This window comes from Micromonospora zamorensis (assembly GCF_900090275.1).
GTDB classification, from domain to species: Bacteria; Actinomycetota; Actinomycetes; order Mycobacteriales; family Micromonosporaceae; genus Micromonospora; species Micromonospora zamorensis.
The window spans coordinates 6,770,700-6,791,737 of the sequence record NZ_LT607755.1 but is presented as its reverse complement, the minus strand read 5'-3'; the positions used below and the strand labels follow the sequence as shown (position 1 = coordinate 6,791,737).

Annotated in this window: 16 protein-coding genes and 1 pseudogene; 6 read left to right on the top strand and 11 right to left on the bottom strand. The window is 71.2% G+C overall.

Annotation, left to right across the window (positions count from 1 at the left end):
* Nucleotide 1: 1 nt before the first annotated feature.
* Complete coding sequence (locus GA0070619_RS30605) at nt 2-856, bottom strand: helix-turn-helix domain-containing protein (protein ID WP_157744115.1); 855 nt, start codon at nt 854-856, stop codon at nt 2-4.
* A 470-nt stretch (nt 857-1,326) separates the two neighbouring features.
* Here GA0070619_RS30605 and GA0070619_RS30600 point away from each other — a divergent pair, with 470 nt between their 5' ends.
* Nucleotides 1,327-2,175 (top strand): 1,4-dihydroxy-6-naphthoate synthase, encoded by an 849-nt coding sequence (locus GA0070619_RS30600; RefSeq protein ID WP_088952159.1) that lies wholly within the window; start codon nt 1,327-1,329, stop codon nt 2,173-2,175.
* Here the strand turns inward: GA0070619_RS30600 and GA0070619_RS30595 are convergent.
* Nucleotides 2,136-2,522 carry a cold-shock protein gene (locus tag GA0070619_RS30595; protein WP_088951221.1) on the bottom strand — a complete coding sequence of 129 codons (387 nt, stop codon included), beginning with the start codon at nt 2,520-2,522 and terminating at the stop codon, nt 2,136-2,138. The genes GA0070619_RS30600 and GA0070619_RS30595 overlap by 40 nt on opposite strands.
* A 27-nt stretch (nt 2,523-2,549) precedes the next feature.
* A complete protein-coding gene (locus tag GA0070619_RS30590) occupies nt 2,550-3,173 on the bottom strand; it encodes an HAD family hydrolase (protein WP_088952158.1) in 624 nt (207 codons plus the stop codon).
* An 84-nt stretch (nt 3,174-3,257) separates the two neighbouring features.
* Here GA0070619_RS30590 and GA0070619_RS30585 point away from each other — a divergent pair, with 84 nt between their 5' ends.
* Entirely contained in the window at nt 3,258-5,741 is a 2,484-nt protein-coding gene (locus tag GA0070619_RS30585) for a helicase-associated domain-containing protein (RefSeq protein ID WP_088951220.1), read from the top strand.
* A gap of 42 nt (nt 5,742-5,783) precedes the next feature.
* Here the strand turns inward: GA0070619_RS30585 and GA0070619_RS30580 are convergent, their stop codons facing one another.
* Complete coding sequence (locus GA0070619_RS30580; RefSeq protein ID WP_088951219.1) at nt 5,784-6,023, bottom strand: hypothetical protein; 240 nt, start codon at nt 6,021-6,023, stop codon at nt 5,784-5,786.
* Nucleotides 6,024-6,121: 98 nt separating this feature from the next.
* Nucleotides 6,122-7,009: a L,D-transpeptidase family protein gene (locus GA0070619_RS30575; RefSeq protein ID WP_088951218.1), complete on the bottom strand. Its 888-nt coding sequence runs from the start codon at nt 7,007-7,009 to the stop codon at nt 6,122-6,124.
* A gap of 172 nt (nt 7,010-7,181) precedes the next feature.
* Between GA0070619_RS30575 and GA0070619_RS30570 the strand changes: the two genes are divergently transcribed.
* The gene (locus GA0070619_RS30570; RefSeq protein WP_088951217.1) at nt 7,182-8,861 is read left to right on the top strand and encodes a DNA repair helicase XPB; all 1,680 of its coding nucleotides are present in this window, start codon (nt 7,182-7,184) and stop codon (nt 8,859-8,861) included.
* A 518-nt stretch (nt 8,862-9,379) separates the two neighbouring features.
* Here GA0070619_RS30570 and GA0070619_RS30560 read toward each other — a convergent pair.
* Together GA0070619_RS30560 and GA0070619_RS30555 are read right to left on the bottom strand one after the other, a co-directional pair.
* Nucleotides 9,380-10,645, bottom strand: coding sequence for a glycosyltransferase (locus GA0070619_RS30560; RefSeq protein ID WP_231927194.1), 1,266 nt, complete (start codon nt 10,643-10,645; stop codon nt 9,380-9,382).
* Between the two features lie 4 nt (nt 10,646-10,649).
* Nucleotides 10,650-11,234, bottom strand: a complete 585-nt coding sequence (locus GA0070619_RS30555) for a tetratricopeptide repeat protein (protein ID WP_172862144.1) — start codon at nt 11,232-11,234, stop codon at nt 10,650-10,652.
* 259 nt (nt 11,235-11,493) lie between these two features.
* Here GA0070619_RS30555 and GA0070619_RS33660 point away from each other — a divergent pair, with 259 nt between their 5' ends.
* On the top strand, nt 11,494-13,134 hold the full coding sequence (locus tag GA0070619_RS33660) for a hypothetical protein (RefSeq protein WP_231927193.1): 1,641 nt from the start codon (nt 11,494-11,496) through the stop codon (nt 13,132-13,134).
* Nucleotides 13,135-13,635: 501 nt separating this feature from the next.
* Nucleotides 13,636-14,193: pseudogene (locus GA0070619_RS30535) on the top strand (DNA repair helicase XPB); the annotation flags it as partial.
* Between the two features lie 50 nt (nt 14,194-14,243).
* Here GA0070619_RS30535 and GA0070619_RS30530 read toward each other — a convergent pair.
* The 4 genes from GA0070619_RS30530 to GA0070619_RS30520 form a co-directional block, all read right to left on the bottom strand.
* Entirely contained in the window at nt 14,244-17,150 is a 2,907-nt protein-coding gene (locus tag GA0070619_RS30530) for a hypothetical protein (RefSeq protein ID WP_088952156.1), read from the bottom strand.
* A gap of 222 nt (nt 17,151-17,372) precedes the next feature.
* Nucleotides 17,373-17,498: a hypothetical protein gene (locus GA0070619_RS33890; RefSeq protein WP_269458541.1), complete on the bottom strand. Its 126-nt coding sequence runs from the start codon at nt 17,496-17,498 to the stop codon at nt 17,373-17,375.
* Between the two features lie 372 nt (nt 17,499-17,870).
* Entirely contained in the window at nt 17,871-18,833 is a 963-nt protein-coding gene (locus tag GA0070619_RS30525; RefSeq protein ID WP_088951214.1) for a zinc metalloprotease, read from the bottom strand.
* Nucleotides 18,834-18,991: 158 nt separating this feature from the next.
* The gene (locus tag GA0070619_RS30520; protein WP_088952155.1) at nt 18,992-19,744 is read right to left on the bottom strand and encodes a TIGR03089 family protein; all 753 of its coding nucleotides are present in this window, start codon (nt 19,742-19,744) and stop codon (nt 18,992-18,994) included.
* A gap of 141 nt (nt 19,745-19,885) precedes the next feature.
* On the opposite strand from GA0070619_RS30520, the gene GA0070619_RS30515 reads away from it, so the two are divergent.
* A complete protein-coding gene (locus tag GA0070619_RS30515) occupies nt 19,886-20,956 on the top strand; it encodes a hypothetical protein (protein WP_231927192.1) in 1,071 nt (356 codons plus the stop codon).
* Nucleotides 20,957-21,038: the final 82 nt, after the last annotated feature.

Sequence of the window (21,038 nt, the reverse complement as noted above, 5' to 3'; positions counted from 1 at the left end):
ACTACGGCCGCGTAGGACGGACTTCGAGGGTGAGCGCCGACGGCCGGCCTGGCTGTAGCTCGAACCCGCAGGCGAGCAGAAACACGACGTTGCCACCGTCGGCTATCGCGTGGACGGTCCGGATATCAGCGACTGCCATCTCGCTGGCCAGCAGCTCGATCAGCTGACGCGCGATGCCCAGGGTCCGGAGGCCGGGCGCAACGACGACGCCCTCCAACACCAGCTCACGTCGGTCGCCCCAATCCTCGCCACGGAGGAGGTCCAGGCTTCGCTCATGGGCCCTCAGCTCACCGACCGGCCCGGCCCCTGGCAACTCGGCGAGAAAGCGCCACGACGTGGCTGGCAGCCCTTCGAACGCGCGCCGAAAGCGAACCCGGGCCCGCGCCTGGTCCCGCAACCGCCGCTTGTCACGTCGCGCTCGATCGAGGTCGTAGGTCAGCTCCGGGACGCGTACCGGCCACAACCGCTGCGGAAGTGTGTAGGAATGCACCCACCAGGCGCCGGGCCAGTCCTTCAGGGTCAGGACTCGACGGACGTCGAGATGCGCTGGGTAGCGGCGACCGGCCTCGTCCCGCAACTCGTCCCACAGCTCGTGGTCGGGCGCCTGCGGTGACTCGTCAACCGCCGCGGAGGAGGGGGCGTCGGGGAGTTTGAGCACGAGCTCACCGCCGGCCGCGCGGACCAGCCGCTCGACCGTGCGGAACGCCGGCCCGGCACCCTGCCCCGCCTCGATGCGAGCCAACGTGCTCTTCGGGATCCCCGACTGCTCGGCCAGCTCGCGCTGGCTCAAGTCGGCACGTCGACGAAGATCCCGCAGGGTTGCCCCCACGTTGATCGCACTCTTGTCGGCAGCCACCCGTCCATGGTTTTCCGCTCAGCCCGTGCCGTCAACAGCATCCGCCCACCTGTGGATAACCCTGTGGACAGCGTCTCTGCCGCTGTGCACATCCCTTCGTCAGCGCCTGTAGAGCTGCCCCGCGAGTGGGGCAAGAGGGTGCCCCTCGCCGGTACGGCCCAGCCCGGCCCGGCCACAGCACCTTCCGGACGCCGGCGCGCCTTCCGGACGCCGGCGCGCCTTCCGGACGCCGACGCGCCTTCCGGACGCCGACGCGCCTTCCGGACGCCAGCGCCCCACAGACGGGGCAGCTCTACAGGGAGCAGAGGTGAACACCGAGCCCCGACGACGGCTCGCGGGCAATCGGTCGCCGGGGACAGGCGGCGGGCCGGGGACAGGCGGCAGCCGGGGACAGGCGGCGAGTGCCCGGCAGATCACAGGCGCCGGACCGCGGCGACCGAGTGGCGAGGGGCGGGGCTAACGTGAAGGGCGTGGCGCTCTCTCTGGCGATCTCGCCCTGCCCCAACGACACGTTCGTCTTCCACGCGCTCGTGCACGGGCGGGTGCCCGGCGCGCCGCCGGTCGAGGTGACGTACGCCGACGTGGACGTCACCAACACGGCGGCCGAGCAGGGCGCCTTCGACCTGGTGAAGGTGAGCTTCGCGGCGCTGCCGTGGCTGCTCGACGACTACCACCTGCTGCCCTGCGGTGGCGCGCTCGGTCGTGGCTGCGGCCCGCTGGTGCTCACCCGGGGCGACCGCGACGGCGGGCCGGACCGCACCGACCTGACCGGCGCCACGGTGGCGGTGCCGGGTGACCGGACCACCGCGTACCTGCTGTTCCGGCTCTGGTCGGCCGGACGACCGCCGGCCCGGATCGAGGTGGTTCCGTTCCACGAGATCATGCCGGGCGTCGCGGCCGGCCGCTACGACGCTGGGCTGGTCATCCACGAGGCCCGGTTCACATACCACCGGCACGGCCTCAGCGCGCTGGTCGACCTCGGTGAGTGGTGGGAGGCCGACACCGGCCTGCCCATTCCGCTCGGCGCGATTCTGGCCCGCCGCGGCGCGGTGGACCCGGAGGCCGCGGCCGGCTGGGTCCGCGAGTCCGTCCGGCAGGCCTGGGCGGACCCGGCGGCCAGCCGGGAGTACGTGCTGGCGCACGCCCAGGAGATGGAACTCGACGTGGTGGACCGGCACATCGGCCTCTACGTCAACGAGTTCACCGCAGACCTGGGCGAGGCCGGTTTCGCCGCGGTGGCGGCACTGCTCGACCGGGCCGCCACCGCCGGGCTGGTGCCTCAGACCTCCAGCTCGTTCGCCACCGCGTGGACCAGCTGAGCGATCTTCTGCGCGGTCTTCTTGTCCGGGTACCGGCCCCGACGCAGGTCCGGCTGGACCTTCGCCTCCAGCAGCTTGATCATGTCCTCGACGAGACCGTGCAGTTCCTCGGCCGGTCGACGGCGCAACTCGGCCATCGACGGCGGCGCGTCCAGCAGTTTGACGCCCATGGCCTGTGCGCCCCGGCGGCTGTCCACCACGCTGAAGTCGACCCGCTGGCCACCCTTGAGGTCGGTGACACCCGCCGGCAGCGCCGCCTTGGACAGGAACACGTCGCCGCCCTCGTCACTCGTGACGAAGCCGTATCCCTTGGCCGTGTCGTACCACTTCACTCGACCCGTAGGCACCTGAAAACCCCTGCTTCACTTGAGCCGCTACTGCTCCAAGGCTAGCTGGATCATGTCGTCGAGCGCCGCCGGGAATTGGGTGAGGTCGTTCAACACGACTTCCGCGCCTGCCGCGTGCAGCTCGTCCGGAGAGCACGGGCCGGTCGCCACGCCGATCCCCGGCACCCCGGCCGCCCCCGCCGCCACCATGTCCGCCACATGGTCGCCGACGTAGTGGGTCGCGTCGTGCTCCCGCAGAGCGGTCGCCTTCTGCTCGGCGAACAGGTCACCGGCCAACTCGTCGACGGTGAGACCGAGGTGGTCCAGGTGCAGCCGGGCCAGCCGGCCCATCTTCGCTGTGACGACCAGCACACGGCCGCCCCGGGCCCGGATGGCGTCGATGGCCTCCCGCGCGCCCGGCAGCGGGACCGTCGGGGTGATCGCATACGCCGGGTACAGCTCGCGGTACGCGCGAACCGCCGACTCGACCTCTCCCGGCGGGAACCAGTACGCCAGCTCGGTGCGCAGCGGCGGCCCGAGCCGGGACACCGCCAGGTCGGCGTCCACCGGCACGCCCGTCCGCGCGGTCAGCGCCTCGAAGGTCGCGGCGATGCCGGGGCGGGAGTCGACCAGGGTCATGTCGAGATCGAAACCGACGGTCAGTGCGGGCATGCCGAGAAACGTACCCGGCGACACCTGCCCAGCCGAACGTCCGAGGGGCGCGGAAGCCCGGTGCCGGGCTAGCGTGGAAAGACGATGACCACCTCACTCGCCGACCACCTGCGGTCGCTGCCCGACGAGTCACTGGCCGCGCTCCTCCAGCTGCGGCCGGACCTCGTCGTGCCCGTGCCAGCCGACGTCTCCGCCCTGGCCATCCGGGCCCAGTCCCGGGTCTCGGTGGCGCGTGCGCTGGACGGGCTGGACCAGTTCACCCTCCAGATCCTCGACGCCGCCCGCCTCACCCGGAACCCGGACGACGGCACCACGGCCACCGACACCGTGCTCGCCATGGCGACCGCAGGGCCGCAACCCCCGGCCCCGACCGCTGTCCGGGCCGCCGTGGGCCGGCTACGCGCGCTCTTCCTGCTGTACGGCCCGGAGCACGCACTGCAGGTGCTGCCAGCCGTCGACGAAGTCGCCCCGTACCCCGCCGGGCTCGGTCGACCGGCCACGGAGCTGGACCCGCGCACGGCCGCGCTCTGCGCGGACCCGGCGAAGCTGCGGCGGACGCTGCTCGCCGCCCCGCCCTCGGCCCGGGCGATCCTGGACCGGTTGGCGGCCGGCCCGCCGGTGGGCAGCGTGCCCCCGGGCGCGTTGCAGGCACCGCCGCTGGGCGCGGAGGACCCGGTGCTCTCCGACCCGACCAACGGTGGCGCCCCGGCCGGCTCCCCGGTGCGGTGGCTCGTCGACAACCGGCTGCTGGTCCCCGTGACGACCGGGTCGTCGACGGCCGCCGGCACTGTGGAGCTGCCCCGCGAGGTCGGTCTGCTGCTGCGCCGGGACAGCGGCCCCCTCGGGCCACTGCGCACCAGCCCACCGCCGGTGGCCGCCGCCCCCCGCGAGCCGAAGGCGGTCGACTCGGCCGGCGCCGGGCAGACGATGGAGGTGGTCCGACACACCGAAGGGCTGCTGGAGCAACTCGCCGACGAGCCGGCGCCGGTGCTGCGCTCCGGTGGCATCGGCGTACGCGACCTGCGGAGGCTGGCGCGTACCGCCGTGCTGGACGAGCCGACGACCGCGCTGCTGCTGGAGGTGGCGTACGCGGCGGGGCTCGCCGGCGAGCTGGAGATGCCGGGTGCGACCACCAGCCGGTACGGGGCGGATCAGCAGGTGCTGCCGACCGGCGGGTACGAGGTGTGGCGGGCCGCCTCGCTGGCTCAACGGTGGGAGCAGTTGGCCCGAGCCTGGCTGAGCATGACCCGGCAGGTGGGGTTGGTCGGCCGCCGGGACGACCGGGACCGCCCGATCACCGCCCTCTCCGCAGAGGCCGAACGGGCGGGTGTGCCGGCCACCCGGCGGGCGGTGCTCGGCGTGCTCGCCGATCTGGAACCAGCGACCGCGCCCACGCCCGAGGAGGTGCAGGACCTGCTCGACTGGCGGGCTCCGCGCCGCAGCCGGGGCCGGGACGCCGCCCACCGGGAGGTGCTGGCCGAGGCCGCGCAGTTGGGCGTCACCGGGCTGGGGGCGCTCACCTCGTACGGTCGGCTGCTGCTGGGTGACCTGACGTCGACCGACGAGCGGGGAGGCGACCCGCTGGGCGTGCACGCGGACGTCGAGAGCGGTGACCCGTCCGCTGCCGCCCGGGCGTTGGACGCACTGCTGCCCGCCCCGGTCGACCACTTCCTGGTGCAGGCCGACCTGACAGTGGTGGTGCCCGGCCCGCCCGAGCCGGCGCTCGGAGTCGAGTTGGAGGCGATGACCGAGCTTGAGTCGGCCGGTGGGGCCAGCGTCCACCGGGTCACCACGGCCAGCGTCCGGCGAGCACTCGACTCCGGCTACACGGCCGACGACCTGCACGACGTGTTCCGGCGACGATCGCGTACTCCGATTCCGCAGGGCCTCACCTACCTGGTGGACGACGTGGCCCGTAAGCACGGTGGGCTGCGGGTCGGCCTGGCCGGGGCGTACCTGCGCAGCGACGACGAGACGCTGATCAGCGAGGTGCTGGCGGACCGGCGGCTGGAGTCGCTGGCGCTGCGCCGGCTCGCGCCGACGGTGCTGTGCACGCAGTACCAGGTCGGTCGCCTGCTGGGTGCGCTGCGCGACGCCGGGTACGCCCCGGTGCAGGAGGACGGCACCGGCAGCACCGTGCTGACCCGGCCACGAATCCGACGCGCCCCGCCTCGGGTCTCGGTGACCACCCGGACACTCGACCCGTTGGCCGCCCCGAAGCTGCCCATGCCCCGGCTGCTCGGGGTGGTGGAGCACATCCGGCGCGGTGACGCGGCGGCGCGGGCGGCCCGACGGGCACCGGCGGTGGTGCGTGGCGGTGCGGCAGGACTGGGCGGCGGCCCGGTGCCGGCGCACACGCACAGCGAAGCCCTGGCGGTGCTCCAGCAGGCGGTACGGGACAAGGCGCTGGTCTGGGTCGGTTATGTCGACGCGCACGGGGCGACCGCGTCCCGCCTGGTCAAGCCGGTCTCGATCGGTGCTGGCTATCTGCGCGCCGAGGACGAACGGACCGAGATGCTGCACACGTTCGCGCTGCACCGGGTCACCGCGGCGGTGCTGGCGGACTGACCGGGTCGGGTCGGCCGACGGCACCGACGCGGGCGCTGTCGGTCAGCGGCGGCTGCGGCGAACCGTGCCGACCACCGAGACGATCAGGAGCAGCGCGAAACCGGCGCCAGCGGACTCCCCGACCGAGTCGACGAAGCCCTGCCGCAGCACCAGCCAGCCGAAGAGGAACCACCCGACGAGGAGCGTCGCCGCGACGGCGTACGCGATCACGGTCGCGCGCGACACCTCGTCGGGCGGTGCCGCCTGCTCATGCTCCACGATCACGTCACGGTCGACCGTCATGCCAAGCCTCCCCGCCCGGTCCGGCCCTGGACTCCCAGCGTGACACTCGTTGGACCGGTCGGACAGGGGGTTATCCCCCGCGTTTCGCCGCGTGTCGCTCAGGTGCCGGGGCGGCGGCCGATCAGCACCACCCGGGTGCCGACCTTGCCCAGCTCCCACATCCGCACCGCGTCGGCGTGCAGGAGGTTGACGCAGCCGTGCGAGCCGATCGGCTTGTCGTGCAGGTAGGTGGTGGTCTCGTGGAAGCCCATGCCCTGGGTGAAGTGCTGCCAGTAGGGCAGCCACACCTCGTACGGGTCGGACCACTCCCTGGGGTTGCGGAAGTTGACGGTGAACGTGCCGGCCGGGGTGCGGTAGCCGGACATGCCGGTGCGCGTCACCGTCGGCTCCATGATCACCTTGCCGCCGCGCATCGCCCAGACGGTCTGCCGGGTCAGGTCCACGCAGAACGTGGTGCCCGTGCCGGCCTTGCAAGCGGCCGGGTCGGTGGTGGCGAGGCGTTGGGCCACGTCGTACGTGGTCGGTCCGGCGCGACCCTCGACGGGGCGAATGCCGTACCTCTTCTGGAACTTCTTGATCGCCGCGCAGTCGGCGGCGGACTGCCGGCCGTCCACGGTCACCGCCCCGAACCCGCCCAACCGGGCCAGGTAGGTCTCCACCTCGCGCTGGTGCTGGCCCTGCGGACAGCTGGCGACGGTCGGCGTGCCGGTGCTGGGTTTCGGCTTCGGCGTTGCGCTGCGTGTGGGTTTCGGCGTCGGGGACCGGGTTGCCTTCGGCGTGGGGCTGGGCGCGGCCGGCGTGGGCCGGCCGCGCTGGTCCGGGCCGGGCGTGTCGCTCGCCCCCGTTGCCTGGTCCGCCGCACCGGCTGGGGCGGCTCCCCCGCCACCACTCCCACCGGACTGCGGATCGAACGTGCACGCACCAGCACCGACCAGCACGACCATCAGCAGGGCGACCAGCCGGGAGGTGCTCCGAACATGCTTCATGGCAGCTCCCCTGACAGTCGTCCCTTTGCTAGACGTTCGTGAGTGCCGTCACGGTTGCACCTGGTGAGCATCTTTCTTCCGACAGCAGGCACCGTGCAACACTGGATGGTCGGCCAGCAGCGGGTATGCGACCCGCCCGGGCCGGACGGCCAACCGAGGAGAGGACGCTCGCGTGAGCGGTGGACCACTGATCGTGCAGTCGGACAAGACCCTGCTGCTGGAGATCGACCACCCCGACGCGCAGGCGTGCCGGATGGCGATCGCACCGTTCGCCGAGTTGGAACGCTCGCCGGAGCACGTGCACACCTACCGGCTGACCCCGCTGGGCCTGTGGAACGCCCGGGCCGCTGGGCACGACGCGGAGGGTGTGGTCGACTCGCTGCTCAAGTACTCCCGCTACCCGGTGCCGCACGCGCTGCTGGTCGACGTGGCCGACACGATGGACCGCTACGGCCGGCTCCAGCTCGCCAACGACCCGGCGTACGGGCTGGTGCTGCGCGCGCTGGACCGGCTGGTGCTGATCGAAGTGGCCAAGAGCAAGAAGCTCGCCGGGATGCTCGGCGACAAGATCGACGACGACACCATCCGGGTGCACCCGTCCGAGCGTGGCCGGCTCAAGCAGGCGCTGCTCAAGCTGGGCTGGCCCGCGGAGGACCTGGCCGGTTACGTCGACGGTGAGGCGCACCCCATCGAGCTGGCCGAGGCCGGCAAGGACGGGCGCAAGCCGTGGACGCTGCGGTCGTACCAGCGGGAGGCCGTCGAGGCGTTCTGGGCCGGCGGGTCGGGTGTGGTGGTGCTGCCCTGCGGCGCCGGCAAGACCCTGGTCGGCGCGGCGGCGATGGCCGAGGCGAAGGCGACCACGCTGATCCTGGTCACCAACACGGTCGCCGGTCGGCAGTGGAAGCGGGAGCTGATCGCCCGCACGTCGCTGACCGAGGAGGAGATCGGCGAATACTCGGGCGAGCGCAAGGAGATCCGCCCGGTCACCATCGCCACGTACCAGGTGCTCACCTCACGGCGCGGCGGCGCGTTCACCCACCTGGACCTGTTCGGGGCCCGCGACTGGGGCCTGGTCGTCTACGACGAGGTGCACCTGCTGCCCGCGCCGATCTTCCGGTTCACCGCGGACCTCCAGGCCCGCCGTCGGCTGGGCCTCACCGCGACTCTGGTTCGCGAGGACGGCCGCGAGGGTGACGTGTTCAGCCTGATCGGCCCGAAGCGGTACGACGCGCCGTGGAAGGACATCGAGTCGCAGGGCTGGATCGCCCCGGCCGAGTGCACCGAGGTCCGGGTAACCCTGACCGACGCCGAGCGCATGTCGTACGCGACGGCGGAGGCCGAGGAGCGCTACCGGATGGCGGCAACCGCCCGCACGAAGCTGCCCGTGGTCAAGGCACTGGTGGACCGGCACCCGGACGACCAGGTGCTGGTGATCGGCGCGTACATCGACCAGCTGCACCAGCTCGGCGAATATCTCGACGCGCCGATCATCCAGGGTTCGACCACGAACAAGGAGCGGGAGCGGCTGTTCGACGCGTTCCGCACCGGTGAGATCCGCACGCTGGTGATCTCCAAGGTCGGCAACTTCTCGATCGACCTGCCCGAGGCGGCGGTGGCGATCCAGGTGTCGGGCACGTTCGGGTCGCGCCAGGAGGAGGCGCAGCGGCTGGGTCGGGTGCTCCGGCCGAAGGCCGACGGCCGGCAGGCCCACTTCTACACGGTCGTGTCCCGGGACACGATCGACACCGAGTACGCGGCACACCGGCAGCGCTTCCTCGCCGAGCAGGGGTACGCGTACACGATCGTGGACGCCGACGACGTCCTCGGCCCGAAGCTCCCGACCGTCGACTGACCCGCGCGGCCTTGATCGACTCGGCTTTCCGGCCTTGATCGACTCGGTTTTCCGGAAGTCGCGGTGTCCGGGGCGCTCTGATACCCCGGTTTCCTGAAACCCGAGTCGATCAGCGCGGTGGGCGCGGGTGCGGGGCGGAGACGGCGTGTCTCTCGCGCTCGCTATCGAGCTGATGTCGTAGACGAATCAGCCGTCCGGCGTGGACCTCGGCCGCGGGCAACGCCGGGCGGGGTGACCGTCTCGGCGGAGGACCAGCAGGGCGTACGTCATTGGGTCTTCTGTGACCGGCCTCTGCCTGGCGGCGCGCGGTGCGCCCTGCCCGTCGACCACGTCGCGCCGTGCGCGCGACGACCCCGTAGGCCCTTACCGGTGGCGCTCCCCGGTAAAAGCGGTCGACCAGGACCGCGAGCCGCCGGTCGTGGTCGGCGCGGCGGAGCCGGCCGCTGCGCATCGTTCCTCCTGCCCTGGGGCCTCCTGCCCTAGCCGGAGGCCGCAGGGGCCGTGTCACGGCCGTCGGCTCAGATCGTCAACAGACCTCCGTTGCGGGTCTCGTCCTTCACCGCGATCAGGTTCGCGACGACGTACGGGATGTTGTTCGCCTGGTGAAAATCGCTCGGGAAGTACGTGCCCAGGCGGGACACCTGGAATCGGCAGCGGATTTCCGGCACGAAGCGTGCGTACTGGTCGTTGGTGTAATACCAGAACGAGTTCTCGTTGTAGAACGCGACGTGCGTCGGGTCCTGGTACGCGCCCCGTCCGTCCGAACTGGGCGTCAGGGACAGCAGCAACCCGTTCGGGGCGAGGACCCGGTACAACTCGTTGAAGATCCCGATCTTGTCCGGGATGTGCTCCAGGAAGTCGACCGCCCGGATCACCCCGACGCTGTTGTCCGGCAGGTCGATCCCCTTCGTGACGTCACAGACGATGTCCACGCCGTCCCCGGCACGGCGATCCAGCCCGAGGAACCCCTCCGGCTTGTTGTATGCCGCTCCCATATCCAGGGCCAGCAGGTCCCGCCGTTTCGCCCAGGCCAACGCGTTGAACTGGACGTTACGGTCGTAGATCTCCACGGACCGCCGCTGGATGCGCGCGTTGACCTCAGGGTCGCGCTGGGTGTTTCGGGTGTGCATCCGTTGCAGGTAAAGGCACTTGGGGATCTGGTGGAACTCGGCCGCCTGGTACAGCCGGCACATCAGGTCGAGGTCGTCGGCCACGTCGAGTTCCTCGTTGTAGCCGCCCACCTTCTCGTACAGATCCCGTCGGAACGCCCGGACGTGGTTCGGGGCGTACCAGATGTAGCTGACGTTGTGCGGCGTCGGCTCCAGCGAGTAGCAGGCCAACACCTCACGCCCGTCGACCCGCTCGTCGCGGTAGCGCCACCCGTGCGCGGCGGCGAACCGCGAGTCGTCCCGGCCGCCGTCCTCGCTGATCTGGGCCGTGTCGCTGTAGACGAAGCCCGCCCCGGGGTACGCGTCGAAGGCGGCCACGACCTCCGCCAGGCAGTCGCTGCTGAGCAGGTCGTCGTCGTCGAGTTCGACGAGGATGTCCCCGTACGCCTCGGCGCAGGCCTGTCGCTTCACCGCACCGACACCGGACAGCCCGTCCCGCACCAGGAGGCGGATCCGTGGATCGTTCGCCTCGGGGCGCCACCGGGTGCCCTGGTTGAGAATGACCACCCATTCCCAGTCCGCGTACGTCTGCGCCAGCAGGGACTGCAGACAATCGTCCAGGAAGCGGGTTCGGTTGCTACCCGTGAAAACCGTGACGTGTGGCGCCTTCACCACGCGATCACTTCTTTGTCTTCTGCGGGCGGAAGTCCTCGGGAACCGCCGACGCCAGCTTCGGATCTGCATCGATCGCCGACGCGAACGCCGCTCGCGCGCCCGTCCGGTCTTGCTGCTTGACGAGCATCAACCCCAGCCGCAGGTACGCCGTGGAAGCGCCGTCATCGGCATCGACGATCTTGCGATACAGCGCGACCGCCTCGTCCGGCTTCGCCTCCTCCAACAGCATTGCCTTGTTGTAGAGGGCGGGCCGGTAGGAGTCGTCGATCTGCAGCGTCTTGTCGTAGGCCGCCACCGCTTCGTTGGTTGAGTTACGCGACTGGGCGAGGTAGCCGAGGTTGAACCAGGCGAACTTGTTGTCCCCCTGAAGCGCGACCACCTTCTCGAAGGTTGCCTTCGCCTCGTCCGACTTTCCGGCCTGCCCCTGCTCGATACCCTGCTGGAGCAAGACCCCCGGATCCCCCTGCCCGGCCCCTGGAGCGACCGTCCCGCCGGATCCCTTCGCCACGGGCGTCTTGTCGTCACTGCACGCACCCGCCCCAGCCAGTAGCACGGAGCCGCAGGCAAGCGTGCCGAATACCTGTCGCATTCTCACTGTCTTCCTCTTCCTGCCGATCATTCTGGGTGTGCTTCGCCGATCACGATGTGCCGGGCGCGCAGATGACGTAGACGAGGCCGGGTTCTGTCCCCAGGAAGTTGGCCTGCCATCCGACCGGCGTCTCTCCTACTACGACCGGGCTATTCACGTTCACGGTCCCGTTGGTGGTGTAGCCGCCGCCCGTCGCCACTTCGCCGGTGGGGCAGCTGACGGTTTGGAAGCCGGTCCCAGGCTCATCAGAAGACTCGACATGAACGCCCGCCAGGGCGCCCTGGGCGCCTTGTGGGCCCTGGAAACCCTGCGAGCCCTGCGGACCAGCCTCGCCCTGCGCACCCTGCGCACCCTGCGGACCGGCCTCGCCCTGCGCGCCCTGCGCACCCTGCGCGCCCTGGAAACCCTGCGCACCCTGCGGACCGGCCTCGCCCTGCGCACCCTGCGCGCCCTGGAAACCCTGCGCGCCCTGCGGACCGGCCTCGCCCTGCGCACCCTGCGCGCCCTGGAAACCCTGCGCACCCTGCGGACCGGCCTCGCCCTGCGCACCCTGGAAACCCTGCGCGCCCTGCGCACCCTGCGGACCGGCCTCGCCCTGCGCACCCTGGAAACCCTGCGCGCCCTGCGCACCCTGCGCGCCCTGCGGACCGGCCTCGCCCTGCGCGCCCTGCGCACCCTGCGCGCCCTGGAAACCCTGCGCACCCTGCGGACCGGCCTCGCCCTGCGCACCCTGCGCGCCCTGGAAACCCTGCGCACCCTGCGGACCGGCCTCGCCCTGCGCACCCTGCGCGCCCTGGAAACCCTGCGCACCCTGCGGACCGGCCTCGCCCTGCGCACCCTGCGCGCCCTGGAAACCCTGCGCACCCTGCGGACCGGCCTCGCCCTGCGCACCCTGCGCACCCTGCGCGCCCTGCGGACCGGCCTCGCCCTGCGCACCCTGCGCGCCCTGCGGACCGGCCTCGCCCTGCGCACCCTGCGCGCCCTGCGAGCCCTGCGCACCCTGCGCGCCCTGGAAACCCTGCGCACCCTGCGGACCGGCCTCGCCCTGCGCACCCTGCGCGCCCTGGAAACCCTGCGCGCCCTGCGGACCGGCCTCGCCCTGCGGACCGGCCTCGCCCTGCGCACCCTGCGCGCCCTGGAAACCCTGCGCACCCTGCGCACCCTGCGCGCCCTGCGCACCCTGCGCGCCCTGCGCACCCTGCGCGCCCTGCGGACCGGCCTCGCCCTGCGCACCCTGCGCGCCCTGCGAGCCCTGCGCACCCTGCGCGCCCTGGAAACCCTGCGCACCCTGCGGACCGGCCTCGCCCTGCGCACCCTGCGCACCCTGGAAACCCTGCGCACCCTGCGAGCCCTGCGGACCGGCCTCGCCCTCCGCACCCTGCGCGCCCTGCGGACCCGGCGAGCCGGTCACACCCTGTGGACCCTGCTCACCCTGGAAACCCTGCGCGCCGGTAGCACCCTGGAAGCCACGCGGGCCACGCGGGCCGCGTTCGCCCTGCGGACCCACCTTGCCGCCATCATGGCGGCGCCGACCCGGCCCCTGGTCCTGCCACTGCCAACCCTGCGGATCGGACCACCCGTCGGGGCCGCCGTCCCGCGCGAGGGTTGCACCGGGCTGCCACGCCTGCGCCTGCCCGAACGGCCCGGGCGTGCCCTGGTAGCTGCGCTCGGCGCGGGCCTTGTGGACCACCTCGGCCGCCTGAGCGGGGGTGACGCCGGTGGTCATCCCGGCAATGATCAGCACGGAGCTCAAACCCGACGCGGCCTTGACGTGCCTGGGACTCGCCAGCGGCTTACGTTCCGTCTTTTCCCTCATGTCCCCTCCACGGAACGGGTCGACACATCGCGAGCCCCTCCCAGGACGCGCAAAAGTCACACTATCGGCGGTAGCAGCCAATAAAGGGCAAATGTAGTTTTGCACTCAAACCCTTAGGAATCGCCCACTCACGGCAGGTCTCCCGACGGGCATTGCTTCTGCACGGTGGTGTGTCAGACCCCCTGGCCGACCGGCGTGCCGGTGTAGATCCACGGCATGGACCCTGCCGTCGGTCGACTGACGGCGCGCGGGACGGCCGCGACAGTCCTGACCGGCGGCTCTTACGGCGAGAAGCGCTCCACCAGGACCGCGAGCCGCTGCTCGTGGTCGGCGCGGCGGAGCCGGCCGCTGCGCATCAGTGTGACCAGCCCGTGCAGGCCAGCCCAGAAGGTATCGGTCAACGTCTCGAGGTCGTCGTCCCCAGCGACCGGGCGCACCGCCTCGGCAGTTCGGCGAAGCCCCGGGCCAGGCTGGTCGCGGCTTCATCGGCGCGCGGTTCATGCTGGCACCCCGGGCGGCGGCAGCCGGGTACGGCGTGCCGGCCCGGCCGGACGGGGACGCCGCCTACCTGAGGATCAAGGGCCTGCGACTCTGGTACGCGAGGACGGCCGCGAGGGTGACGTGTTCAGCCTGATCGGCCCGAAGCGGTACGACGCGCCGTGGAAGGACATCGAGTCGCAGGGCTGGATCGCCCCGGCCGAGTGCACCGAGGTCCGGGTAACCCTGACCGACGCCGAGCGCATGTCGTACGCGACGGCGGAGGCCGAGGAGCGCTACCGGATGGCGGCAACCGCCCGCACGAAGCTGCCCGTGGTCAAGGCACTGGTGGACCGGCACCCGGACGACCAGGTGCTGGTGATCTCCAAGGTCGGCAACTTCTCGATCGACCTGCCCGAGGCGGCGGTGGCGATCCAGGTGTCGGGCACGTTCGGGTCGCGCCAGGAGGAAGCACAGCGGCTGGGCCGGGTGCTCCGGCCGAAGGCCGACGGCCGGCAGGCCCACTTCTACACGGTCGTGTCCCGGGACACGATCGACACCGAGTACGCGGCACACCGGCAACGCTTCCTCGCCGAACAGGGGTACGCGTACACGATCGTGGACGCCGACGACGTCCTCGGCCCGTCACTGCCGTCGTTCGACTGAGCGCGGTGGGTCGCCCCCCGAGGGGGCGACCCACCGCGCTCACCGCCGGATCAGGAGAAGTCGACCAGGAAGTAATAGTTGGTCGAGTCGGACCACGCGCCGTCGGCCGTACGCCCGCGCACGCTGATGGTGTGCGAGCTGGTTGAAGTGGGCGCATAGGTGACTGTGACGACCCCGGCGGCGTTCGCCGCCACCGTGGCCGGCTCCCCGTTGTCGATCGTGTACTCGAACTCCACCACCCCGGGGCCGCCCTGGGTGAAGGTGAAGTCGCCCGGCTCGCCGACGCCACCGGCCCACTGGCCCTCCGGATAGGCGGTCGACGACACCCTCGGCGCGGTGCCGACCAGGAACGGGTAGTCCGTCTGCGGCGTGTACTCGCCCGCCTCGGTGCGGCCCCGCACGGAGAACACGTTCGCGCCGTTGCGATCCATGGTCACCGAGATGTCGGTGACCAGCGAGTTGGGTGTCTTCGGCACGCTCTGCCAGGCGCCGCCGTTAAGCTGGTACTCGAAGGTCGTCACCTCGCCGATCTCGGTGTCGACACCGAACCTGCCGACCGCGCCGATCCCGCCACGCGGGGTGTACTCGTCGTACGCGCTGCCCACGTTCACGCGAGGATCGCGTACCCGGAAGTAGTACCGCCGTTCGGCGCTGGCGGTGCCGTCCGCCGCCCGGCTGGTGACCGTCAGCAGGGTGTAGCCGGGATGCACGGGCGCGATCTCGATGGTCGCCTTGCCGTCCGCTCCGGCGGCCACCACCTGCTCCTCGCCGCTGTACTCCAGCACGTAGCGGTACTCCACCACGTCGGAGCGGCCCGGATTGAAGGTGAAGCGACCCGGCTGGCCGGGCTGGCCTCCGTCGCCGTTCTCCGGGTATTCGCTGGACGTCACCACCGGAGCATCGCTGACCTCGAACGTATAGGTTCGCGTCGGCGAGAACGATCCGTCCAGGAAGCGCGTACGGACCGTCAGCGTGTTGCTGCCGGAGTGCTCGGGGGCGATCGTCGCGCGAGCCCAGCTGTACTCCGGGTCGACAGTCTCCTCGGGACCGTCGTTCAGCCGGTAGAGGTAGGCGTCCACGTCCGGCATCGCGGTGTCGAAGTTGAACTCACCGGGGATGCCCACGCCGCCCCACGCGCCGAACTCGTAGTAGGTGCCGGAGGAGACGGTCGGCTTGGCGTCGATGACGTTGAACTGGTACTGCTCGACCTCCGAGACGGTGCCGTCGGCGCTGATGCTGCGCACATTCAGCGTGTACCAGTTCGGCTCGGTCGGCGTCCAGGGCAGCACCGCGGTGCCGTCCGCCGCCGCGTCGACGCGTCGCATCTCGTCGTACTGGAACGCGTACTCGTAGGCCGCCACGCCCGTCCGGCCAGGCCGGAAGGTGAAGCTGCCGGCACGGTCCACCACGCCATCGTGTTCCGGGAAGGCGAAGTCGGCCGATTCCACGACTGGGTTGTCGCGGACCTGCACGTCCTCGGTGTACGCGCCGACCATCTCGGCGCCGACGTAGCTGCGCACCTGGACCCGGACGAGACCGGTCTGCGTGAACACCACCGGGACGACAGTGGCGCCGTCGGCGTCCGCCGGCACCCGAACATCCGCGCCGTCGCCGATCCGGTAGCCGAACTCGGTGACTCCTTCGACGTTGGTCGAGATCGCCAGTTGGCTCGGCAGGCCGACACCGCCCATGGTCACCCGGACCCCGGGGGCCGTGGACTTGACGAAGAAGTCGTACTCAACCACCGGCGAGGAGTTCGAGGCGCTGTCCACGCTACGCACGCTCAGATACTCGACAAACGAGGTGGGCGTGTATTCGAGGGTGACGTCCGCGCCCGGCTGCGGAGCGGCGATGTAGTTGTACGTCTCGCCGAAGCGCCCCCAGTAGTAGCCGACCACGTCCTTTGATCCGTTCGCCTTGAAGGTGAACGTGCCGGGGACGCCCGAGCCGCCATGGGGCTCGCCGTCGTCCGGGTACGTGACCGAACTGACCAGAGGTGTGGCCGGCCGCTCGCCGTCCACCTTCACGAAGCACGGCTTCGCCCAGGAGGAGTAGTCGTGACCGTCGTAGGCGCGAGCGGTCCACGCGATCACGCTGCCGTGCGGGTACTGCCCCATGTCCCAGGTGACCTTGGAGAGGGCGCCTGAGTAGCTCGAGCCGGACAGCTCGGAGCGCTGGTCCTCGTGGCCGACCGGCCACGCGGCGAACTGTCCCCAGTAGTCGTAGTCGTAGGGGTCTGCGTCCGCGCCCCGGACCATGAGGGTGTAGTTGCGCGCCCCCACGGGCTGCGGCTTGTCCTTGGTGCCGCAGGACCACGACGGAAACTCGAGCCCGATCTGCGTCACCGTCGGCGCGTGGTTGGCCTCCGTACGGATCGACGGGTACGGGCGGAGCTTACGGCCGTGGGAGAGGTCGCCCTCGTAACCGTGCGGCACCCGAAACTCGACGGTGAGGGTCTGCACGCCCTGCTTCGCCAGCTTCTGCAAGGCGGGCATGATGTCCCACGCCAGGTAACCGGGGCAGGTCGCCTCGCCACCGGCGTGCACGGTGCCGAGCAGTTCGCGTTGACGCGGCGCCGAATCCCAGCTCGTGGTGGCCTTGATCGCATCGGTGCGCCACAACTCGACCGGCTGCGCCGAGGTGCAGTCGGCAGCCGACCCCTCGGCGATGACCAGATCCGCCTTGTGGATGACGGCGCCACTGAAGCGTGTGATGTCGAAGGTGAAGTAGGACCGCGACTTGTGCTTCTTTCCGCCCGCGTCGGTCCACGCGCCGATCGGCGCGTCCCCGGAGGGGTTGACGAACGACTTCTTCGGCAGTTGGGAATCAGTGTAGGCCCAACCGGACTTGGTTACGTCCCACTGCTGGTAAGCCTGAGCCGGCGCGGCGGTCACGCCGACCAAACCCGCACCGAGCACTATGCCAAGTGACCCGGCCAGCAATCTTCGTGCGCGCACGACGATGCCACTCCCCCCGTAGACGATGGCGTGCATCGCCATCGAGGGGCCAGAGCATATCGAGGTATGACCAGGTCTCGGCTAGCCGATTCGGGTGGTCTGTGACCGTCATCCGGACCATGATCACCGTTGCGGCAAAACGCGTGTCGGCCTTCAGCCGACCCGCGTCAACGCTTGCCGGATTCCGCTACGAGGACACCGGGCCGGGGCCGGGCGGGGGTCTCAGGAGGTGGGCGGTGGGCAGCGGTCCGGGAGGGTGACCACGCCCGGGCGGTGCTCGAAGGTGTCCATCGTGAACCACTCGTCGAGCTCCGGGTCGAAGAGGTTCTGCAGGCCGAACTGCAACACCTGCCACCACCTGCTCGAGTCCCGCTGGTCGACGTAGATGTCGCCGAGCGCGAGCGGGAAACGGAAACCACGGTCCGACGGGTGCGCCTCGACACCATGTCCCCTCCGCCAACGTGCACTGTGGCCGGCGCTCCGACCGCGCGTGCCTTCGGCGGAGCGTAGGAACTCTCAAGACGTCCGAGCGGGCGGAACGGATGACCTCCACCGAACGGGTGACGCCCACGCGGCCTTGATCGACTCCGTTTGCTGGAAGTCGCGGTGTCCGGGGCAGGTTGATGCCCCGGTTGCACGGAAGCCGAGTCGATCGACGGCAGGACGAGGGGCCGACGAGTCGCATGCAGCGACCCGCCGGCCCCGACGGTCACCAGAGAGCTATCCGGCGCCACCGGCGCGGAACGCCACCCAGGCGTCGCTCATCCGGTCGGCCTGACCCGGCGTGAACATGTTCATGCAGGAGTCCTGCGTGTAGTCCATGAAGTTGTGGATCGGGTCCAGCCCGGGTGCGGTGCAGGTGTCCGCGCCCACCGGGCAGTCGAACTGCGGTGCCGCCTCGCGCGGGGTGTCCGCGACGAAGTCGCCGGACGCGGAGCAACCGTGCGCGAAGGTGTGCTCCAGCATCAGCCAGTGCCCGACCTCGTGCGTCAGCGTGTCACCGAGGGCGTACTTGCCGGCCGTGCCGCCCGGCATCGACTCGTCGAGCATCACCACGCCGTCGATGTAGTCGCGCCCGTTGTTGTAGCCCTTCGGGAAGTACGCCCAGCCGAGCAGGCCGCCGCCGATGTTGGCCGCGTACACGTTCAGGGTCTCCGAGTCGCCGGTGTGGAGCGCCTTCTTCATGTCCCGCTCGTTCTTGCCCGGCACGACCGTGTACCAGGCGCTGTTCACCGTCCACGTCGTGTCGACGAGCGAGAACCGGAACGGGGTGTTTGAGGCGTCTCCCGCCGTACGGCCCGCGAACGAGTCGTTGAGCACCTCCATCTGGGCCGCGATCAGGGTGTTCCACCTGGTCGTCTCGGCGGCGCTGAGGGGGTGGTCGGAGACCATGTGGAAGACGGTCGGCACGGTGACGCTGCCGTTCGGCAGGCGCGGCGCGTCCTTGATCACGCCGTAGGCCTTGGCCTCGTTCTTGGAGTACAGCTCCGGCTCCTGGGCGGTGGCGCCCTCGGCGACCCGGGCGGCGCTGTGCGCCTCGGAACCCGGCTCGCACGCCGCGACACCCGGGGAGGCGGCCGTGGGGGCGGCCGTGGCGAGCGCCCCGGAGGCGCCGCCGGACGCAAGGAACGTGGCGGCGGTCGCGGTGAGGACAGCCAGTCGGAAGGTCGATCTCCTGTGCATCGGTGCACCTTTCAGTGAGGGAGCGGTGCGTTGTCGATGACGTCGTTGTTCCGGTATGAGAACATGCCGACGACATCGACAAAAGACCCTCTGAGCAGGGCAGATGCCGATGTAACGGAACAGGGCCAGCCGGCGCTGTTTGGGCCGGTCCGGCCCGATCAGAGGACCCGGGTCACCCGCTCGGCGACGACGATCGCGTCCCGCCGCGCCGGGTCGAGGTTGGCGCTGATCACCACGGACGCGCCGGCCGAGAGTGGCGCGAGCAACCACTTCAGCGGCTGCTCGGTCTCGGCGGCGTCGACCAGCAGTCGGTCGCCGGCGCGTAGGTCCAGCATCGTGGCGAACTCCTGGGCGAGCGCACCCCACTGGCCGTAGGTGGTGCCGTCCGCTGTGGCCGGATCCGACGGGTGGATGGCGGTGTGGTCGGGCGCGCCGTCGCCGTGCCGGAGCACCTCTGCGGACCAGTCCAACCAGCCCAACGGCACGTCGTCCAGCCGCCCCGGCCCGGTGCCGACGAGATAGCGGTGCGGCGCGTCCGGCACCTCCTCCAGCCAGTCGTCCTGCCGCTCCGGCGTCACGAAGACCGCGTCGAACGGCCGGTCACCGCCGGGCTCAAGGACCGGCAGGCCCGCCGTGGCGCGCGGTCGGAACGACACCGCCAGGCCGGAGGCCCAGGCGCCCAGCAACACCGCGGCGGTACGCCAGTGCGGCGGCAGCAGGACCGCTACGCGGCTGCCGGGGCCGAGCCCGCAGCCGTCGCGCAGGAGGCTCGCGCTGCGCGCCGCCCAGCTGCCGACCTGCTGTGCGGTCAGGTCGACGCGCTCGCCGGTCGCCTCGTCGCGGTAGCTGAGCAGCGGGTGTTCGGCGTCGGCGGGTCGGGCCGTCAGGTCGGCCGTGACGGTTGGCTGCATCTCCACGCTCCCCGGGTCGACGTCGGCACCACCCTACTCAACGACTTTGGTCGCACCGGTCGTCGGCCGATGGCCGTAGCGGCTGGTCGGGTGGCCCGAGCACGGTACGGGGTGACACCCCACCGCCGCCGAGGAGCGCCCATGACGGCCGAGCCCCACCCCACCGCCACTGACGGCCCCGCCAACACCGAGCGCCCTGTCGCCGCTGCCCGGCTTCCGCTGCGCCGGCGGCTCCTGCCGGTGCTCGCGTTGCTGCTGCTCGCGCCCTGGGCGGCCGAGTGCTCGTGGGGTGGCTTCGCCATCGACGACTTCCTTCCGGTGCTGATCTTCCTGGGCCCGATGTACGGCGGGGCGGCGATCCTGGTCCGGGAGACCGCCCGGCATCTCGGCGCGGGTTGGCCGACGATCGTGCTGCTCGCCGCCGCGTTCGGCGTACTCCAGGCGGGCCTGGTCGACCAGTCGCTGTTCAACCCCGACTTCCTCGACGACACCCAGTACGCCGACACCCGCGCCGCCGCGGAGGCGACGCTGGTGCCCGGGCTGGAGTTCAGCCTCCGGCAGGCCTTCGACTACGTGGGCAACCACATCGTGCTGACCATCTGCGCCCCGATCGTGGTCGTCGAGTCGTTCCTCGGGGCGGACCGCCGGCTGCGGCCGTGGCTGGGCCGGCCCGGGCTCGTCGTGATCGGCGTGATCTACCTGCTCGGCAGTCTGCTGATCTTCTCGGACAGCAGCGGCCGGAAGGACTTCCTGGCCAGTCCGCTCCAGCTGACCTTCGCCACGGTGCTGGTCCTCACCCTCGTCGCGACGGCGCTGCTGCCGCGCTGGCGCCGCCCGCGTCCGCGTCGGGTCCGTCGGGTGCCGCACCCACTCTGGGTGGGCCTACTGGTCGTCCTGGTCCGCTTCGGCACCGACCTGACGCCCGGCTGGGCGGGGGTGGCCATCGCGCTGGCGCTCGCCGCCGCCGTCGGAGCGCTGATCGTGTACTGGTCGTCGCGCAACGGTTGGGGGCAGCGGCACGTGCTCGCCGCCGGCTCGGCGAGCCTGCTCACCGCCGCCGCGTTCGCGTACCTGGTGCCGCCGTACTCCCCGGCGAGCCCGGCGGCGGCCCTGGCCGGCGACGTCGCGGTCACCGTCGTCACGCTCGCCCTGATCGGTGGCGCCTGGTGGCGGCTGCCTGCTTCGCCGGCTGTTCGCGTCGCCGCAACCTGATGCGGGACCAGCTCTACGGCGTCACCAAAGCCGCGTACCTCCCGGCCCGGCGCACACCGCACATGGACGCAGGGCCGGTGAC

Excerpts from the sequence above, each read along its gene's own strand:
- GA0070619_RS30590 (WP_088952158.1), bottom strand. The coding sequence starts at position 3,173 with ATGCCCGCACTGACCGTCGGTTTCGATCTCGACATGACCCTGGTCGAC.
- GA0070619_RS30585 (WP_088951220.1), top strand. The coding sequence starts at position 3,258 with ATGACCACCTCACTCGCCGACCACCTGCGGTCGCTGCCCGACGAGTCA.
- GA0070619_RS30580 (WP_088951219.1), bottom strand. The coding sequence starts at position 6,023 with ATGACGGTCGACCGTGACGTGATCGTGGAGCATGAGCAGGCGGCACCG.
- GA0070619_RS30575 (WP_088951218.1), bottom strand. The coding sequence starts at position 7,009 with ATGAAGCATGTTCGGAGCACCTCCCGGCTGGTCGCCCTGCTGATGGTC.
- GA0070619_RS30555 (WP_172862144.1), bottom strand. The coding sequence starts at position 11,234 with ATGCGACAGGTATTCGGCACGCTTGCCTGCGGCTCCGTGCTACTGGCT.
- GA0070619_RS33660 (WP_231927193.1), top strand. The coding sequence starts at position 11,494 with ATGAACGCCCGCCAGGGCGCCCTGGGCGCCTTGTGGGCCCTGGAAACC.
- GA0070619_RS30525 (WP_088951214.1), bottom strand. The coding sequence starts at position 18,833 with ATGCACAGGAGATCGACCTTCCGACTGGCTGTCCTCACCGCGACCGCC.
- GA0070619_RS30520 (WP_088952155.1), bottom strand. The coding sequence starts at position 19,744 with ATGCAGCCAACCGTCACGGCCGACCTGACGGCCCGACCCGCCGACGCC.
- GA0070619_RS30515 (WP_231927192.1), top strand. The coding sequence starts at position 19,886 with ATGACGGCCGAGCCCCACCCCACCGCCACTGACGGCCCCGCCAACACC.